12 protein-coding genes are annotated in these 25,784 nt (G+C 72.0%); 3 read left to right on the top strand and 9 right to left on the bottom strand.

Features of this window, described 5'->3' with window-relative positions; translation table 11 throughout:
• Positions 1-3 precede the first annotated feature (3 nt).
• From ACIRRY_RS44335 to ACIRRY_RS44345, 3 genes are read right to left on the bottom strand one after another with little or no spacing between them, the layout of a single operon-like run.
• Positions 4-306 (bottom strand): acyl carrier protein, encoded by a 303-nt coding sequence (locus ACIRRY_RS44335; RefSeq protein ID WP_403984742.1) that lies wholly within the window; start codon positions 304-306, stop codon positions 4-6.
• Positions 303-4,904 carry a beta-ketoacyl synthase N-terminal-like domain-containing protein gene (locus tag ACIRRY_RS44340; protein ID WP_403984744.1) on the bottom strand — a complete coding sequence of 1,534 codons (4,602 nt, stop codon included), beginning with the start codon at positions 4,902-4,904 and terminating at the stop codon, positions 303-305. The genes ACIRRY_RS44335 and ACIRRY_RS44340 overlap by 4 nt, the downstream gene beginning before the upstream one ends.
• A 1-nt stretch (position 4,905) precedes the next feature.
• Positions 4,906-11,781, bottom strand: coding sequence for an SDR family NAD(P)-dependent oxidoreductase (locus tag ACIRRY_RS44345; RefSeq protein ID WP_403984746.1), 6,876 nt, complete (start codon positions 11,779-11,781; stop codon positions 4,906-4,908).
• Positions 11,782-12,149: 368 nt separating this feature from the next.
• Here ACIRRY_RS44345 and ACIRRY_RS44350 point away from each other — a divergent pair, with 368 nt between their 5' ends.
• From ACIRRY_RS44350 to ACIRRY_RS44360, 3 genes are all read left to right on the top strand, one after another.
• The gene (locus tag ACIRRY_RS44350) at positions 12,150-12,755 is read left to right on the top strand and encodes a GPP34 family phosphoprotein (RefSeq protein WP_403984748.1); all 606 of its coding nucleotides are present in this window, start codon (positions 12,150-12,152) and stop codon (positions 12,753-12,755) included.
• Positions 12,756-13,155: 400 nt separating this feature from the next.
• Positions 13,156-13,332 carry a hypothetical protein gene (locus ACIRRY_RS44355; protein ID WP_403984750.1) on the top strand — a complete coding sequence of 59 codons (177 nt, stop codon included), beginning with the start codon at positions 13,156-13,158 and terminating at the stop codon, positions 13,330-13,332.
• A 42-nt stretch (positions 13,333-13,374) separates the two neighbouring features.
• Entirely contained in the window at positions 13,375-15,198 is a 1,824-nt protein-coding gene (locus ACIRRY_RS44360) for an HEXXH motif domain-containing protein (protein ID WP_403984752.1), read from the top strand.
• 34 nt (positions 15,199-15,232) lie between these two features.
• On the opposite strand, the gene fxsT is transcribed toward ACIRRY_RS44360, so the two are convergent.
• The 6 genes from fxsT to ACIRRY_RS44390 all read right to left on the bottom strand — a co-directional run bounded on the left by fxsT (position 15,233) and on the right by ACIRRY_RS44390 (position 25,749).
• Positions 15,233-19,633, bottom strand: coding sequence for an FxSxx-COOH system tetratricopeptide repeat protein (gene fxsT / locus ACIRRY_RS44365; protein WP_403984754.1), 4,401 nt, complete (start codon positions 19,631-19,633; stop codon positions 15,233-15,235).
• Complete coding sequence (locus ACIRRY_RS44370) at positions 19,630-20,853, bottom strand: AAA family ATPase (RefSeq protein WP_403984756.1); 1,224 nt, start codon at positions 20,851-20,853, stop codon at positions 19,630-19,632. The genes fxsT and ACIRRY_RS44370 overlap by 4 nt, the downstream gene beginning before the upstream one ends.
• Positions 20,850-22,394, bottom strand: coding sequence for a hypothetical protein (locus ACIRRY_RS44375; protein ID WP_403984758.1), 1,545 nt, complete (start codon positions 22,392-22,394; stop codon positions 20,850-20,852). The genes ACIRRY_RS44370 and ACIRRY_RS44375 overlap by 4 nt, the downstream gene beginning before the upstream one ends.
• A gap of 38 nt (positions 22,395-22,432) precedes the next feature.
• The gene (locus ACIRRY_RS44380) at positions 22,433-23,500 is read right to left on the bottom strand and encodes a hypothetical protein (protein ID WP_403984760.1); all 1,068 of its coding nucleotides are present in this window, start codon (positions 23,498-23,500) and stop codon (positions 22,433-22,435) included.
• Positions 23,501-23,596: 96 nt separating this feature from the next.
• Positions 23,597-25,063: a sensor histidine kinase gene (locus ACIRRY_RS44385; RefSeq protein WP_403984762.1), complete on the bottom strand. Its 1,467-nt coding sequence runs from the start codon at positions 25,061-25,063 to the stop codon at positions 23,597-23,599.
• Positions 25,060-25,749 carry a response regulator transcription factor gene (locus tag ACIRRY_RS44390; protein WP_403984841.1) on the bottom strand — a complete coding sequence of 230 codons (690 nt, stop codon included), beginning with the start codon at positions 25,747-25,749 and terminating at the stop codon, positions 25,060-25,062. The genes ACIRRY_RS44385 and ACIRRY_RS44390 overlap by 4 nt, the downstream gene beginning before the upstream one ends.
• Between the last annotated feature and the right edge of the window lie 35 nt (positions 25,750-25,784).

The raw sequence follows: 25,784 nt of genomic DNA on the forward strand, positions 1-25,784 counted from the left end.
GGCTCAGCCCGCCCCGGCTGCCTTGAGGCTCTGCACGACATACTCGACGAGCCGGCCGACGGTGAGTTCGATGATCTCGTCGAACTCCATCCCGGCCAGGAACTCGGCGAAGTTGACCTTCGTGCCGTAGTGCTCCTGGAGCAGCCCGGCCAGGGTCACCAGGTCGATGCTCTCCAGTTCCAGATCGCGGTTGAAGGTCGTCGTCATGGTGATCTCGACGTCGTCGACGCCGTACTCGTCCTCCAGGAGCGTGGTCAGCATGCCGGTGAGCTCGGCGAGGACGGTGTCCTCGGTGGTGGGGGTCATCGGTCGTACTCCTCTTCGTGCGCGGGTCCCGTCGTCCAGGCCACGACGTAGGTCCTGTCCGGCAGATTGGGGGGATTGCCGGCCGGCTCGCAGTGCACGGTGTAGGCGCGTTCCAGGCGTCCCGACACCAACAGCCGTGATCCGGAGACCACTTGGAAGACAGTGAAGTCGCGCGGCCGTCCCCGGAAGCCGGTGCCCTCCGCTTTGGCGACCGCCTCCTTCGCCGCCCAGAAGCGGGCGAACCACAGCGCCTCGGACTCCCCGGTGGTCGCCAACTGGGCGCGCAGAAGGGCGAGTTCCTCCTCGCCGAGCGCGGTGGTGAGGGTGGCCGGGGGGCGGTCCACGACCTCCTCGATGTCGATCCCGGGGCCGGGACCGGGGGAGTGCGGCCGGACGATCGCGACCGCCGCCTCGGCGCGATGAGCCAGCGAGACATCCAGCGGGGGCAGGGTCCGGCCGTGCAGACCGGTCACGTACGGGCGGCCCGACTCGTCGTTGTGGACCCGGATCTCCGCCGGAAAGACGGGCCCCTCGCCCTGGCCCCACAGCCACTGCCGTACCGCGTCCTTCACCGCGATCCGGCCCAGCAGCCACTGTCGGCGCCCGCGCGGCGGATGCTCCGCGTACTGCGAACGCTCCACGCTGCTCAGGGAGTTGCGCATGATCAAATCACGCGAGGCGAGGTCGGGCCAGCGCTCGTTCAGCAGGGTCCGGCCACCGGGGCGGGCCTCGGAGAGGGTGTTGTGCTCGGGGAAACGCTCGACCGGTCTGGTCTGCGGGTCGTTGTCGAACCGCCGGTCCTGCCAGCCGGTCAGCTCCGCCCACACCTCGCCGTCGACCGTGAGCTGTACGTCGGCCTCCAGCGCGGTGTCGGTGAGCGAGGTGATCCGCACCAGGCACTCGACGTCCGTGCCGGGGCGCGGATGGGGGCCGTGGAAACGCATCTCGCGCATGCCGACCGGGAAGACGACCGTGCGTTCGGTACGGGTCGCCATGATCCAGTAGCCGAGGATCTGGCCGACGTTGTCGAGCAGGGCGCCCGGGGCGGGGGGTGTGGTGATCGTGCCGCGTACGTGGCGGTCGCCGATCGCGGTGAGTTCGGTGACGCCCTGGAACGCCGGACCGTGGAACATCCAGCGCTCGTCGTAGAGATGGGCCGCGGTGTGGTCGGGGACGCGTTCGGTGCCGGGGTCCGGGCGGGGGCGCGGTGGGGGTGACGGGGCGTGGGCGGGGGCCAGCTCGACCACGCCACGGGCGTGCGGGCCGAAGGAGACCGCGAGCCGGTCGGGGGACTCCGTGACCACCCGCACCGGTACGTCGGCCGAGGGTGTCGCCGTCAGCCACCGGTCGAACCGCGCGTCGTGCACGGCGACCGCGCGTCTGCCGGGGGCGGCCCGCTCCGCCGCCTCGATGATGTGCTGGACGATCGTGGTCGCGGGGACCACCGGCCAACGGTCCGCCACGTCCGGCCAGTCGGGGCGCTGCGGGAAGAAGCAGTGGTCCATGAGGTAGGGCATGGACTCGGGGGAGACATGGACGGTGGTCTCCCATTGCCTTGCGGGGGCGGGGAGTTGGGGTGGTGGAACGGGGGCGGACACCCGGGGCGCGGGGACGGCCGCGATGCGTGCGGTACGAATACCGCCGCCCGCGCCGATGAGTTGGGCGGCCGTGTCCGCGGTGTCGCGCATGAGGGCGTGCAGTTCGGCCGCGGCCGGGAAGCGGTCGGTGAGCGCGGCCAGGGGGGATGCCGTGGTGCTCGCGACGGGCGTGCGCAGTTCCGCCCGCAGTTTCACCAGGCTCGGGGCATCGAGCGACACGAGTGCGCCGTCCATGTCGAGCCGTACCGGGGGCCGTTCCCGTCGTACGGCCGGTCGCTGCGCGGCCAGCGCCGTGGGGTCCGCCGTTCCGCCCGCCGCCCACAACGCCACGGCCACGCGCCGGAGTTGAGCCAGTCCGGAGCGGTGGGGCGAGTTGGCGGCCACGACCAGGTGATCGCGTCCGCTGAGCGTGGCGTCGATCAGGGAACCGAGTTGGCCCGTGCCGACCTGGACGAACGCGCGATGCCCCGCGCTGTACATGGCCTCGACGAGCTGCCGGAAACGGACGGGCTCCAGCAGGTGCCGGATGAACAGCGCGCGGACCGCCGACTCATCAGTGGGATACGGCGAGGCGGTGGTCCCCGACCACAGGGGGACCGTCGGCGGATGGAGGCGGAAGCGGTTCGTAGCCTCCTCGATCGGGGCGAGGTAGGGCTTCAACATCGGTGTGTGGAAGCCGGATTGGAACGGCAGCACCTGGCTCAGGACGCCCTGCGCGCGGAAGGACCGCACGAACCCGTCCACGGCCTCGGCGGGGCCGCACACCATCGACTGGCCCGGCGCGTTGTCGTGGGAGAGGACGATCCCGGCGCCGGTCCACTCGTCGGCGAGCGCCGACAGCACATGCTCGGCCGGGGCTCCGATCGCGCCGAAGGCCAGGCCAGGCACCGTCACCGAGTCGGGGTCGAACGCCTCCATGAAGTCGCTGACCTCGTCCGGCGAGTACACCCCGGCGGCCGTCATCGCGGTCCACTCACCGACGCTGTGCCCGGCGACCGCGTCCGGGACGACACCCATCCGCCGCAGCGCCGCGTCCAACAGCCGCCCGACGCCGACGACATCGAAGCCGTGACGGCCGACGTCCCCTACCTGGGCGGGAGTCGAGGACTTGTTCTCGCGCAGTCCGAAGTGCGCGGCGACATCCCCGACCCGGGGCGTGAAGTCGCCCTCCAGACCCGGGAAAACGAACGCCAGTTTGCCCCCGCCGGCCCCGAGCAGCGGGCTCGGCGTGAACCACACATCGCTACGGCCCTGCCACGCCCGCCCCTTGGCGATCGCCCGGCGAGCGAGCGCGAGCCGCTTGGCGTCCGGGGCGACGATGCCGAGCCGAGAGCGGCCGGACGGGGGACCGGTCCGTGCCGCCGCCGCGGCCAGTACGGCGGAGTCGTCGGCGTCCAGCAGTGCGGCCAGGGCCTGCGGGCTGTCGGCGGCGAGGAGCAGTACGGGTTCCGGTTCGTCCACCGAGGCTGTGTGCGCGGGGGCGGTGGTGCGGCCCGGCACGGCCGCGGAGGCTGCGCCGACGACGGCAGTCGGGCGTTCCGGTGCGCCGCCGACCACCGCCGCCGGACGTGCCGCGCGCACCCCCGGCGCCTCCTCCAGCACCACATGCGCGTTGATGCCGCCGAACCCGAACGCGTTGACCGCGGCCCGCCGTACCGGCTGCTCGGACGTCGTCTCCCAGGGCGCCGCCTTCTCCAGCGGACGGAACCGGGTCGCCGCGAGTGCCGGGTGCGGGTCGTCGCAGTGCAGGGTCGGCAGCAGCATGCCGTGATGGACGGCGAGGGCGGCCTTGACCAGACCGGCGACCCCGGCGGCCGGCATGGTGTGCCCGATCATCGACTTCACCGAGCCGATGACCGCACGGCCGTGCGAGGTGCCGGTGTCCCCGAACACCTCGGCCAGCGTGGCCAGTTCGGCCGAATCACCGGCGGGCGTCGCCGTGCCGTGCGCCTCCAGCAGACCGATCGAATCGGGGCGCGTCGGGTCGAGCCCCGCCGCCGCCCAGGCCTGTCGTACGGCATGGGTCTGGCCGGCCGAGTCGGGGTTGACGAGACTTGCGGTGCGGCCGTCGCTGGACACACCGGTGCCACGGATGACGGCGTAGATCCGGTCGCCGTCGCGTTCGGCGTCGGCGAGACGCTTGAGGACGACCACTCCCGTGCCCTCGCCGATCAGGATGCCGTCGGCGTCGCGGTGGAAGGGGCGGATGCGCTGGCTCGGGGAGAGCGCGCGCAGTTGGGAGAACACGCTCCACAACGTGATGTCGTGGCAGTGGTGGACGCCTCCCGCGAGCATCAGGTCGCAGCGCCCGGCGGCGAGTTCGGTGACCGCCTGGTCCACGGCTATCAACGAGGACGCGCAGGCCGCGTCCACCGTGTACGCCGGGCCGCGCAGGTCCAGGCGGTTGGCGACCCGGGACGCCGCGAGGTTGGGCACCAGCCCGATGACCGACTCGGGACTGTCGGGACCGAGCCGCTCGGTGAACGCCGTACGGATCCGGTCGAGTTGGCCGGGGTCCAGGTCGGGCAGCAACTCGCCCAGTGTGCGGACGAGTTGGCCCGCCGTGCGGACCCGCTGGTCGAGGCGGACCAGGCCGGGGGTGAGATAGCCGCCCCGGCCGAGCACGACACCGACCCGCCGCCGGTCGGGCAGGCGGGACTCGCCGCCCGCGTCGGCGAGGGCGGCGGCGGCCACATGGAGGGCGATGAGCTGGTCGGGTTCGGTGCCGGGCACCGAGTTCGGCATGATGCCGAACCGGGTGACCTCGACCTCGGCCAGCCCGTCCACGAACCCGCCGCGCCGGCAGTACACCTGGTCGGCCACGGCCGGACCGCTCGCCGAGTCCGGGCGGTAGTAGTCCGCGTCCCAACGCCCGTCCGGTACCTCGCTGATGGCGTCGGTGCCGCCCAGCAGATTCCGCCAGTACGCGTCGAGGTCGGCGGCGCCCGGCAACAGCACCGACATTCCCACGATGGCGACCGGCACTTGACGGTCCCTCATGTCACCAGCCCGAGGCGGTGTAGACGACGGCTCCGGCCGACTCGTCGCCGAAGGCGAGTTCGCGCAGCAGGGCCGAGGTGCCCTCCTCGGGGTCGATCAGCGAGATGCCGCGCCGGGCGTACTCGCGTCCCAACTCCGGGGTGACCATGCCGTGGTGACCGCCGGTGGGCGCCCATGGGCCCCAGTGCACGGTCAGCGCGCGGTGCCCGGTGCGGGCGGCCCAGGCGGTGCCCAGGCTCTGCAGGGCGTCGTTGGCGGCGGCGTAGTCGACCTGTCCACGGTTGCCGAGCACGGCGGAGATGGAGCCGAACAGCACAGCGAAGGCAGGGCCGTTGGGCAGTTGCTCCAGCGCCGACAGCAGGGTCTCGGCGCCGTGGGTCTTCGTGCCGTAGACCCGCTCGAAGGACTCGGTGGTCTTCTCGGCGATCAGCCGGTCCTCGATGACGCCGGCCGCGTAGACGACACCGTCGAGGCGGCCGTGTTCGGCGTGGATCTCCTTGACCGCCTGGAGTGCGGCGTCCGGTTCGCGGAAGTCGACGGAGTGGTAGCGGGCCCGGCTGCCGAGCGCCGTCAGTTCGTCCAGGGTCGCGGTGATCTCCCGCTGGGCGAGCAGGAGTTCGGCGGTGCGGTTGATCTCGGCGGGGGTGAGCCCACCGCCCTGCCGGGCGAGGGCGGCGCGCAGTTCGGCCGGGGTGCGGGCGCCCGCCGTCACCGGGTCCTCGGGTCCCGCCGGTGCGGCGGTCCTGCCCAGGAGTTCGATACGGCACCGGGAGGCGGCGGCGAGTGCGACGGCGAACTTCGCGGTGATGCCCCGCGCACCGCCCACCAGCAGTACCACCGAGTCGCGGTCCAGCCCGATCGCGGCTGCTTCGGCGACGCCGTCACCGGCCGGTCCGGCGCCATTGGTCGCGAGCGCGCCGAGCGGCGTCTCGACCAGCTCAAGTCCGTGCCGTCCGACGGCGGTTCGCAGCACCACCGGCTCCGCGCCGGGGGCGAGCAGTTCGGCGATCAGCGCGTCGGCGACGGCGGCCGGCGCGGTGTCCGCGAGCTCGACGACCCGGGCGACGGTGTCCGGATACTCCCGGGCCACCGTACGGAACAGTCCGTGCAGCCCCGCCGATCCGCCGTCCGCCCCCTGTACCGCGAGGAGTTGGCGCGGGCCGCGCCGCAGTGCCGCCTGGAACACGGGGAACGCGTCGGGCAGCACCGGCGCCGACGCGGTGAGCGGTGCGAGATACAGGACGGCGTCCACCTGGCCGTCGGCGTCGGTGAGTTGGTGCCCGGGAGCGACGATCACCGTGTCGGCGCCGTACGAGGAGAGCCGCGCCGCGACCACCTCCGGGCCGTCACCGTCGCCGTGGACGACGAACCGTCGGCCGCTCAGTACGGACGTCGGGTCCGTCGGGTTGTCGCTGTCCTGGTGCGGCAGCAGTACCGGTCGCAGTTGGAGGCGCTTGGGCGCGGAGCCGGTGACCTCGTCACGCGGGGACGTGTCGGCCGCCGGGGCGGCGGGCTCGGTCAGTCGTGCCGACAGCCAGCCCGTGACGGAGGCCGCCGTGCGGGCCTTCGCCAGATCCTCCAGCTCGGAGTCGTCGAGCGAGGCGACGTCCATACCCCCGCCGATACCCAGACGTTGGGCCAGTTCACCGGCGATCTCGGCACGCTTGATGGAGTCGATGCTGAGGTCCGCCTCCAGGTCGAGATCGGGCTCGATCATGTCGACGGGATAGCCGGTGCGTTCGCTGATGATCTCCAGGACGACCCGGAGCACATCGGCCTCGGTGACGGCCTCGGGGGCCGACTCCGGCTGTGCGATGGGCTGTTGGGGTACCGGCGCCTCGGCGGCCGGCAGGGCGGCGAGCTGCGGGAGCGCCTCGACCACGGCGGGCACGGGTGCGGGCACCCAGGTTCCCTGCGGCACCGTGGCCTGTACCGCGCCGAAGTACGTCAGCAGCACATCCCGTTGCGCGGCCACCATCTCCCGGCTGGTGCGCAGGAATTCGGAGATGAGCGCGTCCCTGTTCGCCTCGACGGGGGCACCGGCCGTTCCGTCGGCGGGGTTTGTCGTCACAGTCGTCTCCACAACGCGTCGGGCCGGTGCGAGGGCACCGGGCAGAAGTGCTCCGGCGGCGGTACGGACGAGTTGTCCGTCGACCGTCCAGCCGGGTCGCGAGGGCACAGGAGTCCGGGCCGCGTCGACGGCGTCGCGCCCGTTGAACAGCCATCCGGTCCGCACCGGCAGCCCCGCGACGGCCAGTTGGGCCAGCGCGTCGAGCCAGCCGCGCAGCCCGCTGTCCTGCCGTGGCTCGCACGCGACCGTGCGGTGCGGGCGGTCGCCGAGGATCTGGTCCACCAGCCGGGTCAGCACGGACCCGGGCCCGGCCTCGACGAAGACCCGCGCCCCCGCCTCGTACATCGCCTCGATCTGCGCGACGAAACCGACCGGGGAGCCTATCTGCGCGGCGAGTTCGGCCCGGACCGCGTCGGCGCCCTCGCCGTACGGGGCCGCCGTGCGGTTGGACCACACCGGGAACTCGGGAGTGAGCACCGGCCGTTGGGCGAGGGCCCGCGCGAACCGCTCGCCCGCCGCCGCCACCAGCGGGCTGTGGAAGGCGCAGGCGACGGGGATGCGCTTGGCGCCGAGCCCGGCCTCGCGCAGCAGTCGTACGGCGGTGCCGACGGCCTCGGTGGGGCCCGAAATCACCGTCTGGCGGGGCGAGTTGTGGTTGGCGACGACGACGGAGCCGGGGGCGTCCGCCGCCTTCAGGGCCTGCTCGACGTCCTCGGCACCGGCCGCGACCGCGGCCATGGTGCCCGGGTCGTCCGCGCCCGTGGCTTCGAGGATCGCCGCCGCGCGTTCGGCGCTCAGCTCCAGCAGCGCCTCCGGCGCGATCGCGCCCGCCGCGCACAGGGCGACCAACTCGCCGTAGCTGTGCCCGGCCGCCATGTCGGGCCGTACGCCCGCCTCGGTGAGCAGGGCGTGCGCGGCCAGCCCGGCGATGCCCAGCGCGGGCTGCGCGACCCGGGTGTCGGTGAGACCCGCCTGCTGGCGGTCGCGGGCGGCGTCGTCGAAGGCGGCGGGCGGGTACAGCGCGTCGGCGTGGTCGCGGCCGAGGTGCAGATAGTGCTGCAACTCGGGGAACGCGATGAACACGTCGGCGAGCATGCCGGGCCGCTGACTGCCCTGGCCGGGGAAGAGGAACGCGACCTTGCCGGTTCCGGCGTCCGCGTCCGCTCCGGCCTCCGCGAGGTGGACGCCCCTGGCCGGATCGTGTTCACCGGCCAGTGCCCACCGCAGTTGACCGGCCAGCTCTTCCACATCCCGTGCCACGACGGCCACTTGCACCGGCTCGTGCCGGGCGTCCGCGCGGCGCGACGCGCTGAGGGCGAGGTCGCGCAGCTTCCAGGAACCCGTCTCGGCGAGCTTCAGGATCTCCTCGATGCCCCGCCGTGCCGCCGCCCGGTCCGCTCCCCGGAAGGTGAACAACTCGGCGGGCCACGCGTCCAGTCCGTGAGCGGGCGGTACGGCCTCGCCGTAGGCCCCGATCACCGCATGGAAGTTGGTGCCGCCGAAGCCGAACGCGCTGAGGCCCGCGACGCGTTCCTCGGCGGGGGCCGCCCAGGGCCGTGGCCGGGCGTGGAAGACGAACGGGCTGTTGTCCTCCTGCCAGGCCGAGTTGGGCCGCTTCATGTGCAGGGTGGGCGGCTTGACGCCGGTGTAGAGCGACAGCACGGTCTTGATGAGTCCGGCGAGGCCCGCCGCGCACTTCGTGTGCCCGATCTGGGACTTGACCGAGCCGAGCGCACAACTGCCCGTCGCCGCCCCGGACTCGGTGAACACCTCGCTGAGGATCGAGAGTTCGGTGCGGTCGCCGACGACCGTCCCGGTGCCGTGCGCCTCGACCAGGCCGACCTCGGCGGGGGAGACGCCCGCGTTGCGGTACGCCCGTTCCAGCGCGGCCCGTTGACCCTCGGGCCGGGGTGCGGTGAGGCCCAGTGAGCGGCCGTCGCTGGAGCTGCCGACTCCCTTGATCACACCGTAGATCCGGTCGCCGTCCCGCTCCGCGTCCGCGAGCCGCTTGAGGACCACGCACGCGACGCCCTCGCCGAGCGCGATGCCGTCCGCAGAGCTGTCGAAGGCGCGGGAGCGGCCGGTGGGGGACAGGGCGTGCACGGAGGAGAAGAGGACGTAGTCGTTGATGCCGTTGTGGAGGTCGGCGCCGCCGCACAGCACCACATCGCTGGTGCCGCCCACGAGTTCCTTGCAGGCGACGTCGACGGCGGCCAGCGAGGACGCGCAGGCCGCGTCGACCGTGAAGTTGGCCCCGCCGAGGTCGAGCCGGTTGGCGATCCGGCCCGAGATGACATTGGAGAGCATGCCGGGGAAGGAGTCCTCGGTGAGGGTGGGGAGCTGCTCCTCGATGCCCTGCGGGATCTTGCCGTAGTAGGAGGGCAGTACGGCGCGCAGCGTGGTCGCGTTGGACAGGTCGCTGCCCGCCTCCGCGCCGAACACCACGGAGGTGCGCGCACGGTCGAACTCCCGCCCCCGGTCGCCGTATCCGGCGTCCTCCAGCGAACGCCGGGCCGCTTCGAGGGCGAGCAACTGCACCGGTTCGATGCTGCCGAGGGAGGTCGGCGGGATGCCGTAGCGCAGCGGGTCGAAGGGGATGCGGGGCAGGAAGCCGCCCCACTTCGACGGGGTGGCGCCGCCCTTGTCCGCCGAGTAGTGGACGGCGGGGTCCCAGCGGTCGGGCGAGACCTCGTCGACGGCGTCGCGCCCGCCGAGGATGTTCGCCCAGAAGGTGGGGAGGTCGGGGGCCTGCGGGAACATGCACGCCATGCCGATGACAGCGATGTCCAGGGGAGCGGGCGCCGCCGGCTCGACACTCTCCTCAAGTCCCAGGCGGACGCGGGCGGTTCGCGCGCTGTCCGCCAGGAACTCGGCGGCCTCCTCGGTCACCGAGCGGTGCAGGGCGTCGATCGTGGTGGTCGCCGAACGCAGCACGGCGACCTCGCCGGCCATGAACATCCCCTCGGCGAGCTGGCGTTGCTCGTCCACGGCGGTCAGCGCGCCGTCGGCGTCCCGCTCCACGCCCTTGCTGGCGATGCGCAGCCGGCCGACGTTGAGCCGCTCCAGCTTCTCCCAGATCTGCCGGTCCGGTACGCCCTGCTCGCGCAACTGGGCTTCGAAGTCGAGGTAGTTGTCGCTGAACGGGCTCGGCACGCAGCGGGTGGCGTGGCCCGGCGCGGTCTCCAGCAGGGCGGTGCGAGTCGCCAGGACGACCTGCTCCTGGAACAGGGGCTGGACCGCGCCGCGCGTCACCGCCTCCTCCGTGAACAGATAGGCGGTGCCCATCAGGACGCCGACGGCGGCACCACGTGCGGTGAGCGGTGCGGCGAGGGCGGCCACCATCGCCGCCGAGCGCTCGTCGTGGACGCCGCCCGCGAAGAACACCTCGATGTGCTCGGCCGTACCGGGGTCGGCCTTTTCCAAGAAGTCGTCCAGGACGGCGAGTTGGGCCTCCCACAGCGGGAAGCTGCTGCGCGGCCCGACATGCCCGCCGCACTCGGACCCCTCGAAGACGAACCTCCGCACCCCCGCGTCCAGGAACTGCCGCAGCAGCCCCGGCGAGGGAACGTGCAGGAAGGTGGAGATCCCGGCCCGCTCCAGCGCCTCGGCCTGCGAGGGACGGCCGCCCGCGATGATCGCGTGCGTCGGCCCCAGCTCCCGTACGGCTTCGAGCTGGGCGTTGCGCATCTCCTCCGGCGCGAAGCCGAGCACCCCGACACCCCAGGGCCGGTCGCCCACGGCGGCGCGGGTCTCGGCCAGCACGGCACGCGACTGCTCGCCGCTCGACAGGGCCAGCGCGACGAACGGCAGGCCACCGCCCTCCGCGACGGCCGCGGCGAACTCCGCCTGGTCGCTGACACGGGTCATCGGGCCCTGGGCGACAGGGAGTCGAGTGCCGAGGGCCCGGCTCATCGGGGAGTCGGCGCGCAGGGCGTCGGCCGGTCGCTCGTCCCGTACGGATTCCCTTATGGCGGCGGTGAGTTCGCGCACCGTGCGACCTGTGTCGCCCCAGCGGTCCGCGAAGCGCGCGGCGAGGAAACCGTCCTGGCCGACGGGCAGCAACTGGGTGCGCGGGTCGCGGGCGCCGAGCAGCTCGGACACCCGCTCGGCGGCCACCTGAGGGGCGTCCGGGCCGCGTCGCAACAGCACCCGGTGACCGGCCACCACCGTGGTCTCGGAACCGTCCATCGAGCGCAGTGCCGCGGCGGCTGCTTCGGGCAGGCCCGACTCGGCGAGCAGCGCCAGCTGGCTGTCCAGGACGACCCCGGCCGCGCCACCGGCCACGGCAGCGGCGGCCGTACGGGGGCCGATGCCGCCGCAGGCCCAGACCGGGACGTCCACACCGGGCTCGGCGAGCAGCCGCTGAAGCAGCACGAAGGTGCTCAACTCGCCCACCGGGCCGCCGCTTTCGGCACCGCGGGCGATCAGCCCGTGCGCACCGGCGCGGACCGCCGCGAGCGCCTGCTCCGGGTCGGTGACCTCGGCCAGCACCCGGTGCTCCGCGGCGACCTCGTCGATCCGCCAGGGCGCGTCCGCGGCGAGGACCACGGTGTGCGGGGCGGCGCCACCGCCCGCCGTGAGGTCAGCGGGGCCGATCCGGCAGTGGGCCGTGATCCGTACCCCGAACGGGCCGGGAGACCAGCGCCGGATACGCGCCAGGGCCTCTCTGGATCTTCGGTCGCCCAGCCCCAGGTCCAGTACACCCAGCCCACCGGCGCGGCTGACGGCCGCCGCGAGTCGGGCATCCGGTTCATGGAACGGAGTGATTCCAATGATCAGTTCTTCGGCGCGCGCGACAGACGTCATGATTCTCCGAATAAACGGTGAAACTGCACGGTGGGGGGTTTCGGCAGGGGACGCCGATTCAATTCGCAGAGGCGCAAGATGGCTGATGAAAAGCTAGCCCCCCGGTTACTCGTCGGTCAACAACGGCAAGGCAAGCAGCTGGTGCAGGGGAGTGATCCGGCCAGCCGGAAACAGGTCCCAAACAACCGAAAACCCTGCCAATTTCCTTCAGAGGGCACAGCATTCGGACCGCAGTGGCGCAAGCGGTCCAAAAGCCCCCGATATTCATCCGGGGCTCACAGTCCCGAAACACCACTGACGGCGGGACGGAATTATGTAAACGTTGGGTGTCGATGCCTCCTCGCATAAGCCGCGCTAGGTTGGCATCCATGAGCACACCGCGGGACCTGATGATCGTCGCCCTGGATGTCGCACCGGACCGCCCCGTCGAGACCGGTGATCTTTCGCTCGCGCTCGCCGGAGCGGAGGTGATCGACCTGATCGCCGCCGAAGTCGTCGTGCTGGACGGCGACTTGATCGTGCCGAAACTCCAAGTCACCCTGCCGGACGGTCTTTTGGACCAGGCGGCGACCGCGCTGGTGCGGCAGTCGCCGTACGAGTCGGTCGAGGACTGGCTGTGGCGGCGGGGGCGTGGCCTCTCCTCCGCCTATCTCGCCGCGCTGGAGGCGGAGGGACTGGTCGCCCGGCAGCGTGGCCGCTGGCTGCCCGTCCGCACCGGCAGGACGGCCCTGGTCGACTCCCCGGCCCGCAGCCGCGCGGCGGACCGCTGGGCCGAGGGCGAACCCGTCCTCGCCCAGCTCGCCGCGGCCGCCGGGATCGGCGAGGTGTCGGACGAGGACTCCGCGAAGGTCACCGACGAGTCGCTGGACACGGTCCTGGCCGTCGTCCATGACGCGGTGACGGAGCTGGAGGCGGTACGGCAGCGGAAGAGTGTCGAGGACGCGGCGTACGACAACGTGTGGCGCGGTATGTGACGGCGGCGCCGGCCGGGGTGGCGGCGGGCGGGTGCCGGTGGGCCGCGGTCCGTCCGGCTCGCGCCCCCGTCTCCGCCCTGCCTCGCCGGCGAGTCCCGTGAGCATGCCGCCCCGCTCAGCTCTCCGGGGCAGGGTGCGACGCCCGGGACATGTACCGCGGATGCCGCAACTGCCCACAAAGTAGGGTCAGTTGATGGTCGTGTGTCTCAGGTGACGCCACGTGACGCATGGTAGTCGCATCGGTGGTGCCGGGCCTAGGGTGCGCCGGGGGCCGCATATGCCTGGTGGCGGGCGTTGGCCATTTGTCATGCGCTCGGAGGGCAGCCATCTTCCGCAACCCCTTCGAGTGCGTAACCATGAAGGGGGATGCGTGTGTCATCGGCGATGAGGGGGACGAGCCGTGGATCTGTCGGCACTTGATCTCGAGACCGAATTGGTGGATCTCTCGGACGTGCCAGTGGCGGACCTCGGTTCTCTCGACTCCGTCGGACTGGCCGAAGAGGCCGCGCGGTTGCTCGCGCTGGTCGATGAGCCTCCCACGCTGGGCAACGCTTCCAGCGGCGGTAGCTGCTCATAGCGCGGATGACGGGTCCGGAGTCGGCAGTCGATGAGGAGGGCCATGTCGGTTGACGGACCCGCGCGGCACCGGCTCACGACTGATCAGTTCCTGGAACTCGCCCAAGGCGGCGGGTCCGTGGCCTCCGTCGCCGTGCTGCGGTCCGCGCAGCGCAGCCGGCGGCTGGTGCTGTTACGGGCGCTGGTCGAGACCGTGGACGAGCGCGCGCCGCACGGCAGCGCCCTGCCACCGGCGCAGCGCGCCTGGGAGCTTCTCGCCCGGGCGGAGAGCGCGGACCGGGACGCCGTCGAGGCGGTCCTTCTCCATCCCAGCGTGGGGAGTTGGCTGACCCGGGCACTGCGCGGGCTGCGCGTCGAGGTCGGTTCCACGGCCGGGTCGACGGCGCTGCGGGACGCCGATCAGGTGCACGCCCTCGCCGCCGCGGCGGCCCTGAAGGCCGGGATCGCCTTCCGCGCGGTCGTCCAACTCGTCGACGGAGGCGTGCTGTTGCCGTCCCTGGGCTACGCACCGCTTCCCGATCAGCCCGCCACCACTGCCGAGGCGTACCGGGATCGGCGCGGTGCGGGAGTGCGCTGTGCCTCCGGGACCGTACCGTTACCCGACGACCTCACCCGGGACGGCCCCGGCTGGTGGGCTCTGAGACGGCTGCGGTCGACACCCGAACTCCCTTCCTGCGCACCGCTGTTGGAGGACCTCGACCCCTGGCGGCACTATCTGCGCCGCTTACCGGTCGAGCGGTTGGACGAGACCGAGGCCGCCGTGTGGCAGAGCCGGTACGAGGCCGCCTGGGAGTTGGTGCGCGGCCAGCGCAGAATCGATCCCGCGGGGATCGCGGACTGCCTTCTCGCGATCACCCCGCTGCCCGACCGCAGCCCGGCGGAACTCTTCAGCGGCAGCGCCCCCGAGTCGTACGGCGGCGCGTTGATGAGCAGACCGGCGCGGCCCGTGGACATGGCCGCCGCCCTCGTCCACGAGGCCCAGCACGCCAAGCTCAGCGCGCTGCTCGACCTCGTCACCCTGCTGCGGGGCGGCCTGGAGGAGATCCACTACGCGCCCTGGCGGGCGGACCCCAGACCCCTGCGCGGAATCCTCCACGGGGTGTACGCGTTCCTGGGCGTCGCGACGTTCTGGCAGGCCCTGCGTGAGGGACCGGACATCGGCGACGCCGAACGCGCCGAGGCCGACTTCGAGTTCGCGCTGCGGCGGAGTCAAGTGGAGGCGGGCCTACGGGTGTTGTGGGCCGAGGGGACGCTGACCGACCTCGGCGAGCACTGTCTGCGCGGTGTCGAGCGCTCGCTCACCGTACTCCTGAAGGAACCGGTGCCGGCGGCGACGGCCCTCGCGGTCGAGGAGGCCCGCGACGACCACCGCATGGTGTACCGACTCTCCCAACTGCATGTGAACGAGGCAGAGTTGGCTGCCTGGGTACACGCCTACGACGACCGCAGACCGCCCCCGTTCCGTGCCCCCGACGCCCGCCCGCAGGCCGGTCCCGTCGCGGCCGAGATCCGCACCCGGCTCGTCCGTGTCCGCCTCGGTGACCCGGAGCGCTTCGCCCGCCTGCGTGACGATCCGCTGACCGGCGCCGGTGCCTCCCGTACGGACTACGCCTGGGCCGCGGGCGAACGCGAGACGGCACTCGCCGGCTATCGACGCCAGGTGGCCAGTCACCCGGATGACCCCACCGCCTGGTCCGGACTCGCCCTCAGTCTCCCCGAGGGACAAGCCCGGGAGGCCCTTCTGCACCGCCCCGAACTGGTCGCCGCCGTCCATCGCGAACTACGCCGCCGGGGGACCCCGCAGACTCCGGAGGCGGTGGCCGAATGGACCGCGGAACCGGCCGCCCGGACCGAAGGGGACGACTGACGCGCGGCGGACCCGGCGGGCCCGCCGCGTCGGTTCAGCGGTGTGCCTCCACGTCGCAGTCCGCGCGCATCCCGCGTACGCAACCCACCGTGGCGGGGTGGTTGGCGCCCAGCACGGTGCGGTAGCGCTGCAGCGTGTCGGCGTGGATGGTCTCGCCCTCCTGGCTGCGGCCCAGCGCCCGCAGGTCGAGGGAGAGGTTCATGGTGCAGGCGAGGGTCGCCGGGTGGTTCTCGCCGAGCTGGGTCCGGCAGACCGGCAGTGTGCGCTCGTCGATCTCGGCGGCCTCCGCGTAGTCCGCGAGCGCGTAGTGGTCGCTCGCCAGGTTGATCGCGATGGAGAGCGAGCCCGGGTGGTGGGCGCCCAGGACCTCGGCGTGGGTGGCGTACGTCTCCTTGTCCGCCGTCAGGGCCTGGTCCGCCTCGCCCAGCAGCCGCATCGTCACCGCGAGGTCGGCGGCGGCGGCGAGGACGTAGGGATGCCGGGGGCCGAGCACGTCCCGGAGCGTCTTCAGGCACTCGGCGCCCACCGTGCGGGCCCGTTCCAGCTCGGCGTTCTGCCGCAGGTCCATGGAGACGTTGAGCACGGTCGCGGCCACGTTGAGGTTCCGCTCGCCGAATCTGCTCCGGTAGAGCCGGAGCGTCTCCTCGTTCAGCTCCAGCGCGCCCGCGTGGTCACCGGCCTTGCGGCGGGCCACGGCCAGGGTCCGGGCGGCGATCAGACTGATCGGCGCCGTACGGTCCCTGATGACATGACGTACGCGTTGCAGGGCCTCCTCCTGCATCTGCCTGCTGGCGAGGTAGTCACCGCTCTCGCGGACGTCGATGGAGAGGTTGGTGGTGATGAGCAGGGTGAGGAGGGCGTCGTAGCCCAGTGACCTGACCGCCGACTCCCGTGCCTGGGTGTCGATCTCCAGCGACTCGTCGAACTTGCCGACCAGGCGCAGCGCGAGGGCATAGTCGTTGGCGGCGGCCAGGGTGGTCGGGTCGCCGTCGCCGTTCTCCCGTCGGGCCCGCCGCCAGCGGTCCTCCTCCAGTTCCACGGAGGCCGCGAAGTCGCCGCGGATCTGCGCGTTCTCCGACACCGCGCCGATGGCGCCGAGCGTGTTGGGGTGGTCGTCGCCGACGGTCGCCCGCAGCAGCCGCAGGTTCTTGTCGTTGAGGTCCGAGGCCTCCTTGAAGTTGCCCAGGGTGCGCAGCGCGTGGCCCAGGGTGGAGGCCACGGCGAGCGTCTGGAGGTCGGACTCGCCGAGCCGTTCGGTCCAGGCGTCGACCACCTCACGGCCGTACTCCCGGCAGGTGACGTGGTCGCCCGAGGTGTGGAGGTAGCGGACGACGTTGCGCACCATGTCGCGCACCCAGCCGTCGTCGCAGTCCACCGCGCGCGAGAACCGGGCGTGCACCAACAACTCGGCGTAGCGCGGCCAGTTGCTCACGGCCAGGTCGCCGGGGTCGTAGGTCGCGAGCAGGACATGGGCCGCGTGCCGCATGTCGGCACGCTCCTGCGGGGACATCCGGCCGACCAGGACGGCACGGACCAGACGGTGCATGTGGATCGTGTTGTCGCGGTGGTTGATCTTGATGAGGGAGTACCGGCTGATCTCCCGGATCGCCTGCCCCAGTTTGACCGGGTCGCGCAGCACTTCGGTGAGTTCCGCGGGGAGTTCGACCCCGCGGACGCCGGTGAAGATACGGCGGGCGATCGGCTCGGGCGCGAAGAACGAGCAGGCCTGCAAAAGTTGGTGGGCCCCTGGATGGCGCTCGGCGAGACGGCCGAGGGACATGTTCCAGGCGGCGGCGACCGGTTCCGGGTAGTCCACGGGGACTCCGGAGGCCAGCAGTTCATTGCGCTGGGAGTCCAGATCGGCCCGTTCGTCCTCGAAGATCTGCAGATACTCGTCGACCGGCATACCGGTCTCGGACAGCCAGGCCGCGGCCTGTTCGAGAGCCAGCGGCAGATTGCCCAGCGCCACCGCGACCCGGGCGGCCTGCTCCGGTTGCAGCTCCGGGCCGCGCCGGGCCAGGAGTTCGACGCTCTCCTCGGTGGTGAACACGTCGATGTCGACGGTCCGCGCGATCCGCCCCCACTGCGGGTTGCGGGAGGTCACCAGGATCTTCCCCGGGCCGCCGAGCGGGAAGAACTGCCGTACGACGTCCGGGTCCTCGGCGTTGTCGAAGATCAACAGCCACCGGTGGTACGGGCGGCCGGTCCGCAGCGCGTTGAGCACCGCCGCGATGGTGATCTCCTGCTCGCCGCCGGTCTCGATGCCCAGCGCGCCGCCCAACTGGGTCAGCGACACCCGGATCTGCTCGGGACGTTCGGCGGAGATCCACCAGATCACGTCGTATTCATCGGCATGCTGATACACGTATTCGACGGCGATCTGGGTTTTCCCCACGCCGCCCAGACCGTGGAGTGCCTCGGGCAGTACGGCCGCCGCTCCCTCAAGGGTGAGCCTGCGGTGGAGGGCGTCCAATTCCTTGCCCCGGCCGGTGAAACTCTGGTTCCGGGGCTGGACGTTCCACACCGGGACGAGATCTCCGGCCCGGCGCTCCTCCACGGCGGGCCCGCTCCGGGCGAGGGGGAGTTGCACTGAGTCTCCTTCTGAGTATTCTTCGGGTAATTCAACTGGTTCTGGATTACGTTGGTTTGTGGTTCCGGCCTCGGGTGGATCTTGGCTCGGATTCGGTGCCTGCGCCACGCTGATCACCTCGGGGCCCTGAATAATTGCAGTGGTTGATGCCCCCTCCTGCCCGGTGCCAGGGGGTGGGTGAGCTGGTGCGTATTGCTCCAGGCGGCTGCGGAGCGAGCGGGAGGACGCCAAGTAGGGGCCGCTCAGCGCCCGGGCGACTTTCACCTGAATGTGTGCATACGGAATGAGCCGTTCGTGCAGCGTGAGCTCCGTCGCCGGGGTATGCGGGTCGTCGAGCAGCGCTCCGAGTTCCAGCAAAGGCTGCCAGTTCCGGCCGAGCCGTTCGAGAGTGCTGCGCAGCAGATAGCGAGTCTCGTCCCGCGAAGGAGCCGCCGACAACATCAGATCGCGTACTCCGTCATGGAATTCGTAGGCGATTTCCAATTCGTTCAACGGATTTGTTCCGACTTGCCGCAGTAGACCGCTCAGGAGAACTTCGGCCAGTTCTCCGGGGCCTGTTCCGCTGTCGCCGGTCTGTAAGGCGAATTCCATCGTGGGAATGTTCAGCGGAATTGCGGAGAGCCGCGCCGCGAGTTCCCAGGCGGCCGGACTCGCGTCGGCCCTGAAGCGGGACACCCGCTCCATCGCGTCCGGCACCGCGACTTCTTCGGGGAATGCCTCGGCGAGGGCGAACTGCCCCGGCGAGGTCACCCACAACTCCTGCGCACCCGGCCGCAACCCCGCCGCCACCTGCGCCCAGCGGGCCAGCCAGGACGGGGCCAGTTCGAGTACGGGGACCACGGGGCCGTCCTCCGGCGCGGCACCCCGCACCTGCCAACTCGCGTTCGGGGCACCCGGACCCGGCACCCGCACCCGGGCCAGCCGCGCGGGCAGACCGGTGCGGTGCCAGGCCGACTGGGCGAGGACGTGGACCACCGCCACCGAGGCGTGTCCCGACCACTCGCCGAGCAGCCGGGCCGCCCGGCCGCTGCGCCAGCCCGGACCGACCCCGTCCGTCAGCAGGAGGACCACCAGACGTCCCAGGTCGGGCCGGCGCACGGGCAGGGTCGACCGGCCGATGTGCCATGGCGGGTCGGTGTCGCCGAGCTTGTCCCCGTCGATCTCGTGCACCCGGATGTCGCGGAAGGCCCCGGTGTGCCGGAGCACCTCCTCGAACTCGGCCGCGGGCCGCCGCCACACGGTCATCGAGGAACTGACGTCGACGATCAGCGCGGCGTCCATCCACCGCTCCCGCAACGGCCGGTACTCGGGCACCCAGCGGCTGCTGAGCGCGGCCGACTCCGCCGTCGCCTCCTCGTCCAGCTCCACCTCGGTCGTCGAGAGGGTGGGCCGCTTGAACGGCCGTAACGCGCGCGTGAGTTCACGGCTGCGGCTCGGCACGGACGTCACCCAGTGCGCCGTCGCGGAACCGAGCGCCGAGCGGGCGCCGCCCGCGACGGCCGAGCCCGGCGGGCGTCCCACGAGGCCGCCGAGCTGGGCGAGCAGACCCCCGGGCCGGTGGTCCGTCGTCCCCTGGCCGGCGCGCCCGGGCAGGTCGGTGGAGCCCGGGCCCCGGTGTGCCGGGTCGGGCTTCGGCGGCGGGTGTTCGTCCTCGGGCGGGGGGTCGGTGGGCAGGGGAGTGGGCAGGTCGGGGTCGGGTCGCGACGGGCCGCCGGTGCCCGTCCGGTTCCCTGCGGGGTCGGTGCCCGCCCCGTTGACCAGGAGGATCAGTGCGTCGGCGATCTCGGACCAGGAGATGCCCAGCGGCTCGTCGGTGTCCGGTTCGCCGCTGCCGTGCCGCGTCACGTGTCTCTCACACCGTCTAGGCGGTGCCAGACGGCGCGCAGCAGGGTGTCCCAGTCGGCGCCGCGGGAGTACGCGCCGGAGGTGGCCAGCCAGATCGAGTTCAGCAGCTGATCGGTCGCCAGGCCCTCCTCCTGCGCGCTGTGCTCGGCGAAGGTGCGGATGAGTTCGGCGACGCGCGGGTCCTTGTCCTGCGGGCCCAGGTGGGCGGCCACGATGTCGGCCAGACGCTTGGGTTCCGGTTCCTCCATGTGCAGGTGCAGACAGCGGCGCAGGAAGGCGGGCGGGAAGTCCCGTTCACCGTTGCTGGTGATGACGACGAGGGGGAACTCCCGGCAGCGGACCCGGCCGTTCTCGATCAGCACCGTGCGGTCGGTGTCGTCCGACCGGACCTCCACCACCGACTGATGGCTGCGCATCCGCGCCAACTCGGGGACGGTGAACTCACCGGCCTCGAAGACGTCGAGCAGGTCGTTCGGCAGATCCATGTCGCTCTTGTCGAACTCGTCGATCAGCAGGACGCGGGGCAGCGCGTACGGGAGCAACGCCGTTCCCAGCGGCCCGAGTTCGAGGAACGAGCCGATGTTCGAGACAGGGGTGTCCGCCATCGGGCGCGGTGCGTCGCCGGACGCCGGGGCGTCGTAGGTCGCGGCGGCGTGGATCCTGCCCACGGCGTCGTAGCGGTACAGACCGGACCTGAGGGTCGTGTGGGACGTGATCGGCCAGCGGAGCACCCGCCCCAGCCGCAGCTCTCTGCTGATCCGGTACGCCAGCGTCGACTTGCCGGTGCCGGGGCGTCCGGTCACCAGCAGGGGGCGGCGCAGGATCAGGGCGGCGTTCACGAGGTCGGCCTCGGTGGGGTCCGCGGGCATGCCGCCCAGAGTCGCGCCGAGCCGGCGCCGCAGCTCCGCCTCGCTCTCCGGAGGCGGGGTCGCCTCGACGGGGACGGCGGCGGCGGCCTTGCCGGTGTCCTTCTTGCCCGAGCCCGAGCCCGAGCCCGAGCCCGAGCCCGAGCCCGCGCTTGAGTCGGCGTCCGAGTCCGTGCCGGGGAGGCGAGCCGAGCGGCCGTCGAAGGTCCGCCAGGGCGGTGCCGGGGGCAGGTTTTCGGACAACTCGAAGTCGTGGAGCGGCAATCCAGTGCCCCGGTAGATCCACCAGGGCCGCGGAATACGTGACTCCGCCGCCGCTGTGCCGTCCCCGTCGAACGATGCCGTGCCGGTCATCGACCGCCCACCCCCTGGTCCGGTCCCGCCAACGGCTGGTGGCTCTCGATGGGCCGCGTGGGGTCGTCGAACAGCAGAACCAAGTGGTGACCCGGATGGTTGTCGCGGCCGTTCAAAGAACCCCCGTGGGCTTCGGTTCGCAATTGTGTCACGGCCTCGCGCAGCCCTGGAAGGTCGTGGAGCATGCCGTAAATGCGGTCGTCGGCCTGAACAACGCCCCGTGGTGTCGTCACGTCACGCGAGTCCCAGAGAAGAGCCGGCAGGCCGCAGCGCAAGGCGATCAGCGCCTCCCGCGCGCTGTCCGTCGCGGGTTCCGGCGGCCCCGACAGCAGCAGGCAGCCGATGGATCTGTCGCCTCTCAACCGGGCGTCCAGCGAAGGGAGATCGTCGCACCGCGGATCGTCGTGCCCCGGACCTCCCATGACAAGGGGCCGCGCCAGCTCGGGAGTTCGGGACAGGGACGTCCAGCGCTGCTTCCACGCGCGATGCCAGCGAGGCGTCCGGCAGCGGGTGAGCGAACGGACCACCACGCAGTATCCGACCCCCAGGGAAGCGGGCTCAGGGCTGTCGATCTCGATCCGGAAGCGATGCACCGGCAGATTCAAGTCCTCCTGCCCCAGGGCGAATTCGACGTGAATTCGATCCGCGTCCCGGGCCCAGTCCTCGTCCGCCTCGAAGACCAGCCGCTCCACTTCACGCTCCGCCTCCGCGAGCGTCACCTCGACGCTCGCCTCCTGCGCGGGCCGCCACGACGTGGGCTCGTCGGGGTCGTAGTGCCGCCACGAGGTGAGCCGGTAGCGCCCCGGTTCCTCCCGGCGCAACAGCCGCACCACCAGATAGGCGTTGCCCGGTTCCGGACTGTGCGCGTACGCCACCTGCTGACGCAGACTGCGCAACTCCGTGAGCAGGGACAGCCCGTGGGCCTGCGCGTCGTTCCAGGCGCGCAGCGCGATGCCCCGCTCGTACGGCGCCTCGGCGGCCACGTACTCGACGAAGGCCATCGTGGTGGGGAGTCCGTCGGGGCGGGCGTTGAGCCGGCTCAGCCCCTCGAAGGCGCTCCACGCGTCGTCGTACGGCGGCACCTGGCGCAGTCCGCCGGCCGCCCTGCGGCACAGGTCCGGCAGGTTGGGCAGGGCGAAGCCGTCCAGCAGCGGGCGGAGCGTCATCATCTCGCCGACCGGGAGCGCCGGGTCGGCCAGCAGATCGTCCGTCAGCCGGCGCAGTTCCGCCACGTCCTCGTTCAGGGCGGTGAGCGCCTCGTGGAGGGCGCGCATCGTGCGCGGGTTCTCCAGGCAGGCCCAGGCGAGTTCGAGGAGGAAGTAGTGCGCCACGTCGTGTTCCCGGACCGGGGGAGGAGCGCCGAGTTCCTTGGCCATCAGACGCAGACACAGGGCTCTGGAGCCCCTCTCCTGCAGACTGCCGCACCTGGCCAAGGCTTCCGCCAGCTCCCGTACTAGTCCGAGACCGCCGCCCCCGTAGGCAGTCATTCCCCCATCCCTTCGTCGCCGTGCGCGACGGGAATGCGCGGAACTTTGCCACATCCGCCGCCGTCCGTGAGGGTTCTTCGAGAGATCAAGTACTACTTTTGGCTTACGAGTTGATGACGCATCAGTTCCTCTCGAAGAGCCTCCACCGAAGGCGCGTCCGGTCGTAGGGTGTCCAGCGCTTCCACCAGCCGGGACCAGCCGTCGGTGAACTCGCAGGTCTGCAAAAGCGCCAACGCCTCCTGGCGCTGGTTGGGCTGACGACTGATCAGTACCGAGACCTCCGGCAGCAGATCGAGCAACTGCTGCCAGGTGACGGGGTTGGTGAGCCCGGGCACCTCAAGCAACAGCCCCGTGATCGCGCTGAGTTGCCGTACCGACAACCGAGGTCGCACCGCTGCCCGCCCCGGCACGACATCCAGCACCGAGATCAGCTCGAACGCGAACGCCGCCGCGTGCGCCGCCGCCACCGGCTGCCACACGGCGTCGTGCGCCCGGTCCTTGTCGCCGAGCAGGTCCGAGACGCCCCGGACGACCAGGGCCTGTACGGAGGGGTTGATACGAGCGGCCGTGAGCAGGCCGAGGGCCTCCATCTCGACGGCCAGCGCGTCGCCCGCCGACTCGCTCAGCAGCCGGCCGGAGGCCGAGCGGGCATGGGCGACCAGCTTCGCGCCCGCCGCCAGCGCGCCGACGTGCGCGGCCGGGAGCCGGGCGGGCACCGGGAAGATCCGCTGCTGCCAGCCGGCGTCGGCCGCGACCAGCCGGGCCTTCTGCACCAGGGCGAACGACGACGGCCAGGACTTGATACGCGGCCGGAAGCCGTCCTCCTCGTCCCGGCCGCTCTCGTAGCCGTAGACCGTGTCGGCCACCACCACGTCCCCCAGCGCGGCGTCCTTGCGGCCGCCCGCGACCCCCACCAGGAGCAGGACGTCGGGACGCAGATGCCGGATCGCCCGTTCGCACAGGGCAGCCGCCAACTCGTTTCCGGGGCCAGCCAGTTGGACGGCCACCGTGTGCCGGCCGAAACGACCGAGCTCGTAGGTCGCGCCCTCCCATGTGCGCCTCGTGCGGCCGGGTTCGAGGTGGCGGACGACGGCCCGGTACTCGGGCTCGATCGCCGTCAGCACGAAGACGTCGACGGCGCGGCCCTGCTGCGCAGCCACAGACGGTGCCCCCTCCCACCACGGACCGCCCCCGTCACGATCCGGACCTCCATGGTGCGGGATCGGCGCGGCCAGGGGAACGGTCCGGCCGTCATGTCATCGGGCCGAGGCCGCCCTCCCAGACGGAGATGACGCCGCCCCCAGCGGAATCGTCACCGTGAACACCGTCGCCCCGGGCTCCGACGTCAGCTCCACCGTGCCGCCGTGCGCCTTCGCCAGCGACCTCGCCACCGCGAGGCCCAGCCCGCTGCCGCCCCGGTCCCGGGTGCGGGCCTTGTCGACGCGGTAGAAGCGGTCGAAGACCCGGGCGCGGTCGTCCTCCGGGATGCCGGGACCCGCGTCGGCGACCCGCACCGACGCCGTGCCGGGCGCGACCGAGAGCGTCACCGACACCGGGGTCCCGGGCGGGGTGTGCACGGCCGCGTTGGTGAGCAGGTTGTCCAGCACCTGCCGGATGCGGACCGGGTCCACCCGCAGCGGCACCGGGTCCTCGCCGAGCTCGGCCGTCAACGGGTGGTCCGGGTGCCCCGCGCGGAAGGCGTCCGCCGCCTGCCCCACCAGCTCCACCAGGTCCGCGTCCCGCAGCCGTATCGGAGTCTCCACGTCCGCCGCGTCGAGGCGGGCCAGCAGGAGGAGGTCGTCGAGGAGGATGCCCATGCGGGCGGCCTCGGCACGCAGCCGGGCCAGATGCTTGTCGCGCTCCTCGGGGACGTTCGCCGCCGCGTACTGGAACAGGTCCGCGTAGCCGCGCACCGACATCAGCGGGGTCCGCAGCTCGTGCGAGGCGTCCGCGACGAACCGGCGCAGCCGCTGCTCCGCCTCCGCGCGCACCGCGAGGGAGTCGTCGATGTGCTCCAGCATCGTGTTGAACGCGGTGCGCAGTTCCTCCACCTCGGGCCCGCCGTCGCCCCGCTCCGCCCGCAACGGCAGCCGGGCCGCCGACTCGCTGAGGTCGTGCGAGGCGATGCCGTGGGCCGTGCTCGCCATGTCGCTGAGCGGCCGCAGCCCGCGCCGCAGCAGATTCCGGCCGATCACCACCAGCACCAGCAGCGCCAGCGCGAACGCCACCACCTGCACGGTGATCAGCTGCCGCACCGTGCCCTGCACGTCCGCCAGCGGCGCCGCGCTCACCAGGACCACACCGGGCTGGACCTCGCAGGCCCGCAGCCGGTAGGTGCCCTCGCCGTCGATCGTCACCGTGCGCGAGATCTCCGTCCTGGAATGCGCCATCGTTTTCGCGAGGGCGGTGAGCGCACTCGTGTCATCCGGGACATCGGAGGGCTCGCGCAGCTTCGCGGTCGTGCCCGAGACGTCGTAGACCGCCGTGTACCAGCCGTAGTACGGCTTGCTCTGGACGATGCCGTGGGCCGCCGCGTCCTTGGTCTGGACGACCTGGACGAGCTTCATCTGATCGCTGACCTGGCGTTGCAGATAGTCCCGCATATACATCGTGAGGGCCGTGCCGACGACCGCGAACACGATCAGCGACAGGACGCCGACGCCCAGCGCCAGCCGGGTGCCCAGACGGACCCGGCGCCAGTTCCGCCGCAGCCGTCCGATCATTCGGCGGCCTGCCGGATCACATACCCGAAGCCTCGCACGGTGTGGATCAGCGGATCGTGCCCCTCGTCGAGCTTCCGGCGCAGCCGGCTGACCACCAGTTCCACCACATTGGAGCGGCCACCGAAGCCGTACTCCCACACATGGTCGAGGATCTGCGCCTTGGTGAGCACGGTCGGCGACTTGCGCAGCAGATAGCGCAGCACCTCGTACTCGGTCGGGGTGAGCGTGACGAGGCGGTCGCCCCGCCGCACCTCCCGGGTGTCCTCGTCCATCGTCAGATCCCCGACCCGCAGCACCGAGCGCGGGAAACCCGGCCCGGCGCTGCGCCGCAGCACGGTCCGCAGCCGGGCCATCAGCTCCTCCACCGCGAACGGCTTGACCAGATAGTCGTCACCGCCCCGGGTCAGTCCCGCGACCCGGTCGGCGACCGCGTCCCGGGCCGTGAGGAACACCACGGGCACCATCGTCCCCGAGTGCCGCAGCCGGTCCAGCACACCGAAACCGTCGAGCCCCGGCAGCATCAGATCGAGCACCACGATGTCCGGCGCGAACTCGGCGGCCACGGTCAGCGCCTCCTCACCGGAGTACGCGCACGCGGCCTCCCAGCCCTCGTACCGGGCGACCGTCGCGACAAGGTCGGCGATCGGCGGGTCGTCGTCCACGACGAGGAGTCGTACTTTGTCCACCCGCTCATACTGCGCCACCCACCGATCCACGCCAG

This window comes from Streptomyces sp. NPDC101776 (genome assembly GCF_044766845.1).
Taxonomy (GTDB): Bacteria; Actinomycetota; Actinomycetes; order Streptomycetales; family Streptomycetaceae; genus Streptomyces.

Coding starts and splice junctions, on each gene's coding strand:
- ACIRRY_RS44335 (WP_403984742.1), bottom strand. CDS start 306: ATGACCCCCACCACCGAGGACACCGTCCTCGCCGAGCTCACCGGCATG.
- ACIRRY_RS44340 (WP_403984744.1), bottom strand. CDS start 4,904: ATGAGGGACCGTCAAGTGCCGGTCGCCATCGTGGGAATGTCGGTGCTG.
- ACIRRY_RS44345 (WP_403984746.1), bottom strand. CDS start 11,781: ATGACGTCTGTCGCGCGCGCCGAAGAACTGATCATTGGAATCACTCCG.
- ACIRRY_RS44350 (WP_403984748.1), top strand. CDS start 12,150: ATGAGCACACCGCGGGACCTGATGATCGTCGCCCTGGATGTCGCACCG.
- ACIRRY_RS44360 (WP_403984752.1), top strand. CDS start 13,375: ATGTCGGTTGACGGACCCGCGCGGCACCGGCTCACGACTGATCAGTTC.
- ACIRRY_RS44370 (WP_403984756.1), bottom strand. CDS start 20,853: ATGACCGGCACGGCATCGTTCGACGGGGACGGCACAGCGGCGGCGGAG.
- ACIRRY_RS44375 (WP_403984758.1), bottom strand. CDS start 22,394: ATGTGGCAAAGTTCCGCGCATTCCCGTCGCGCACGGCGACGAAGGGAT.
- ACIRRY_RS44385 (WP_403984762.1), bottom strand. CDS start 25,063: ATGATCGGACGGCTGCGGCGGAACTGGCGCCGGGTCCGTCTGGGCACC.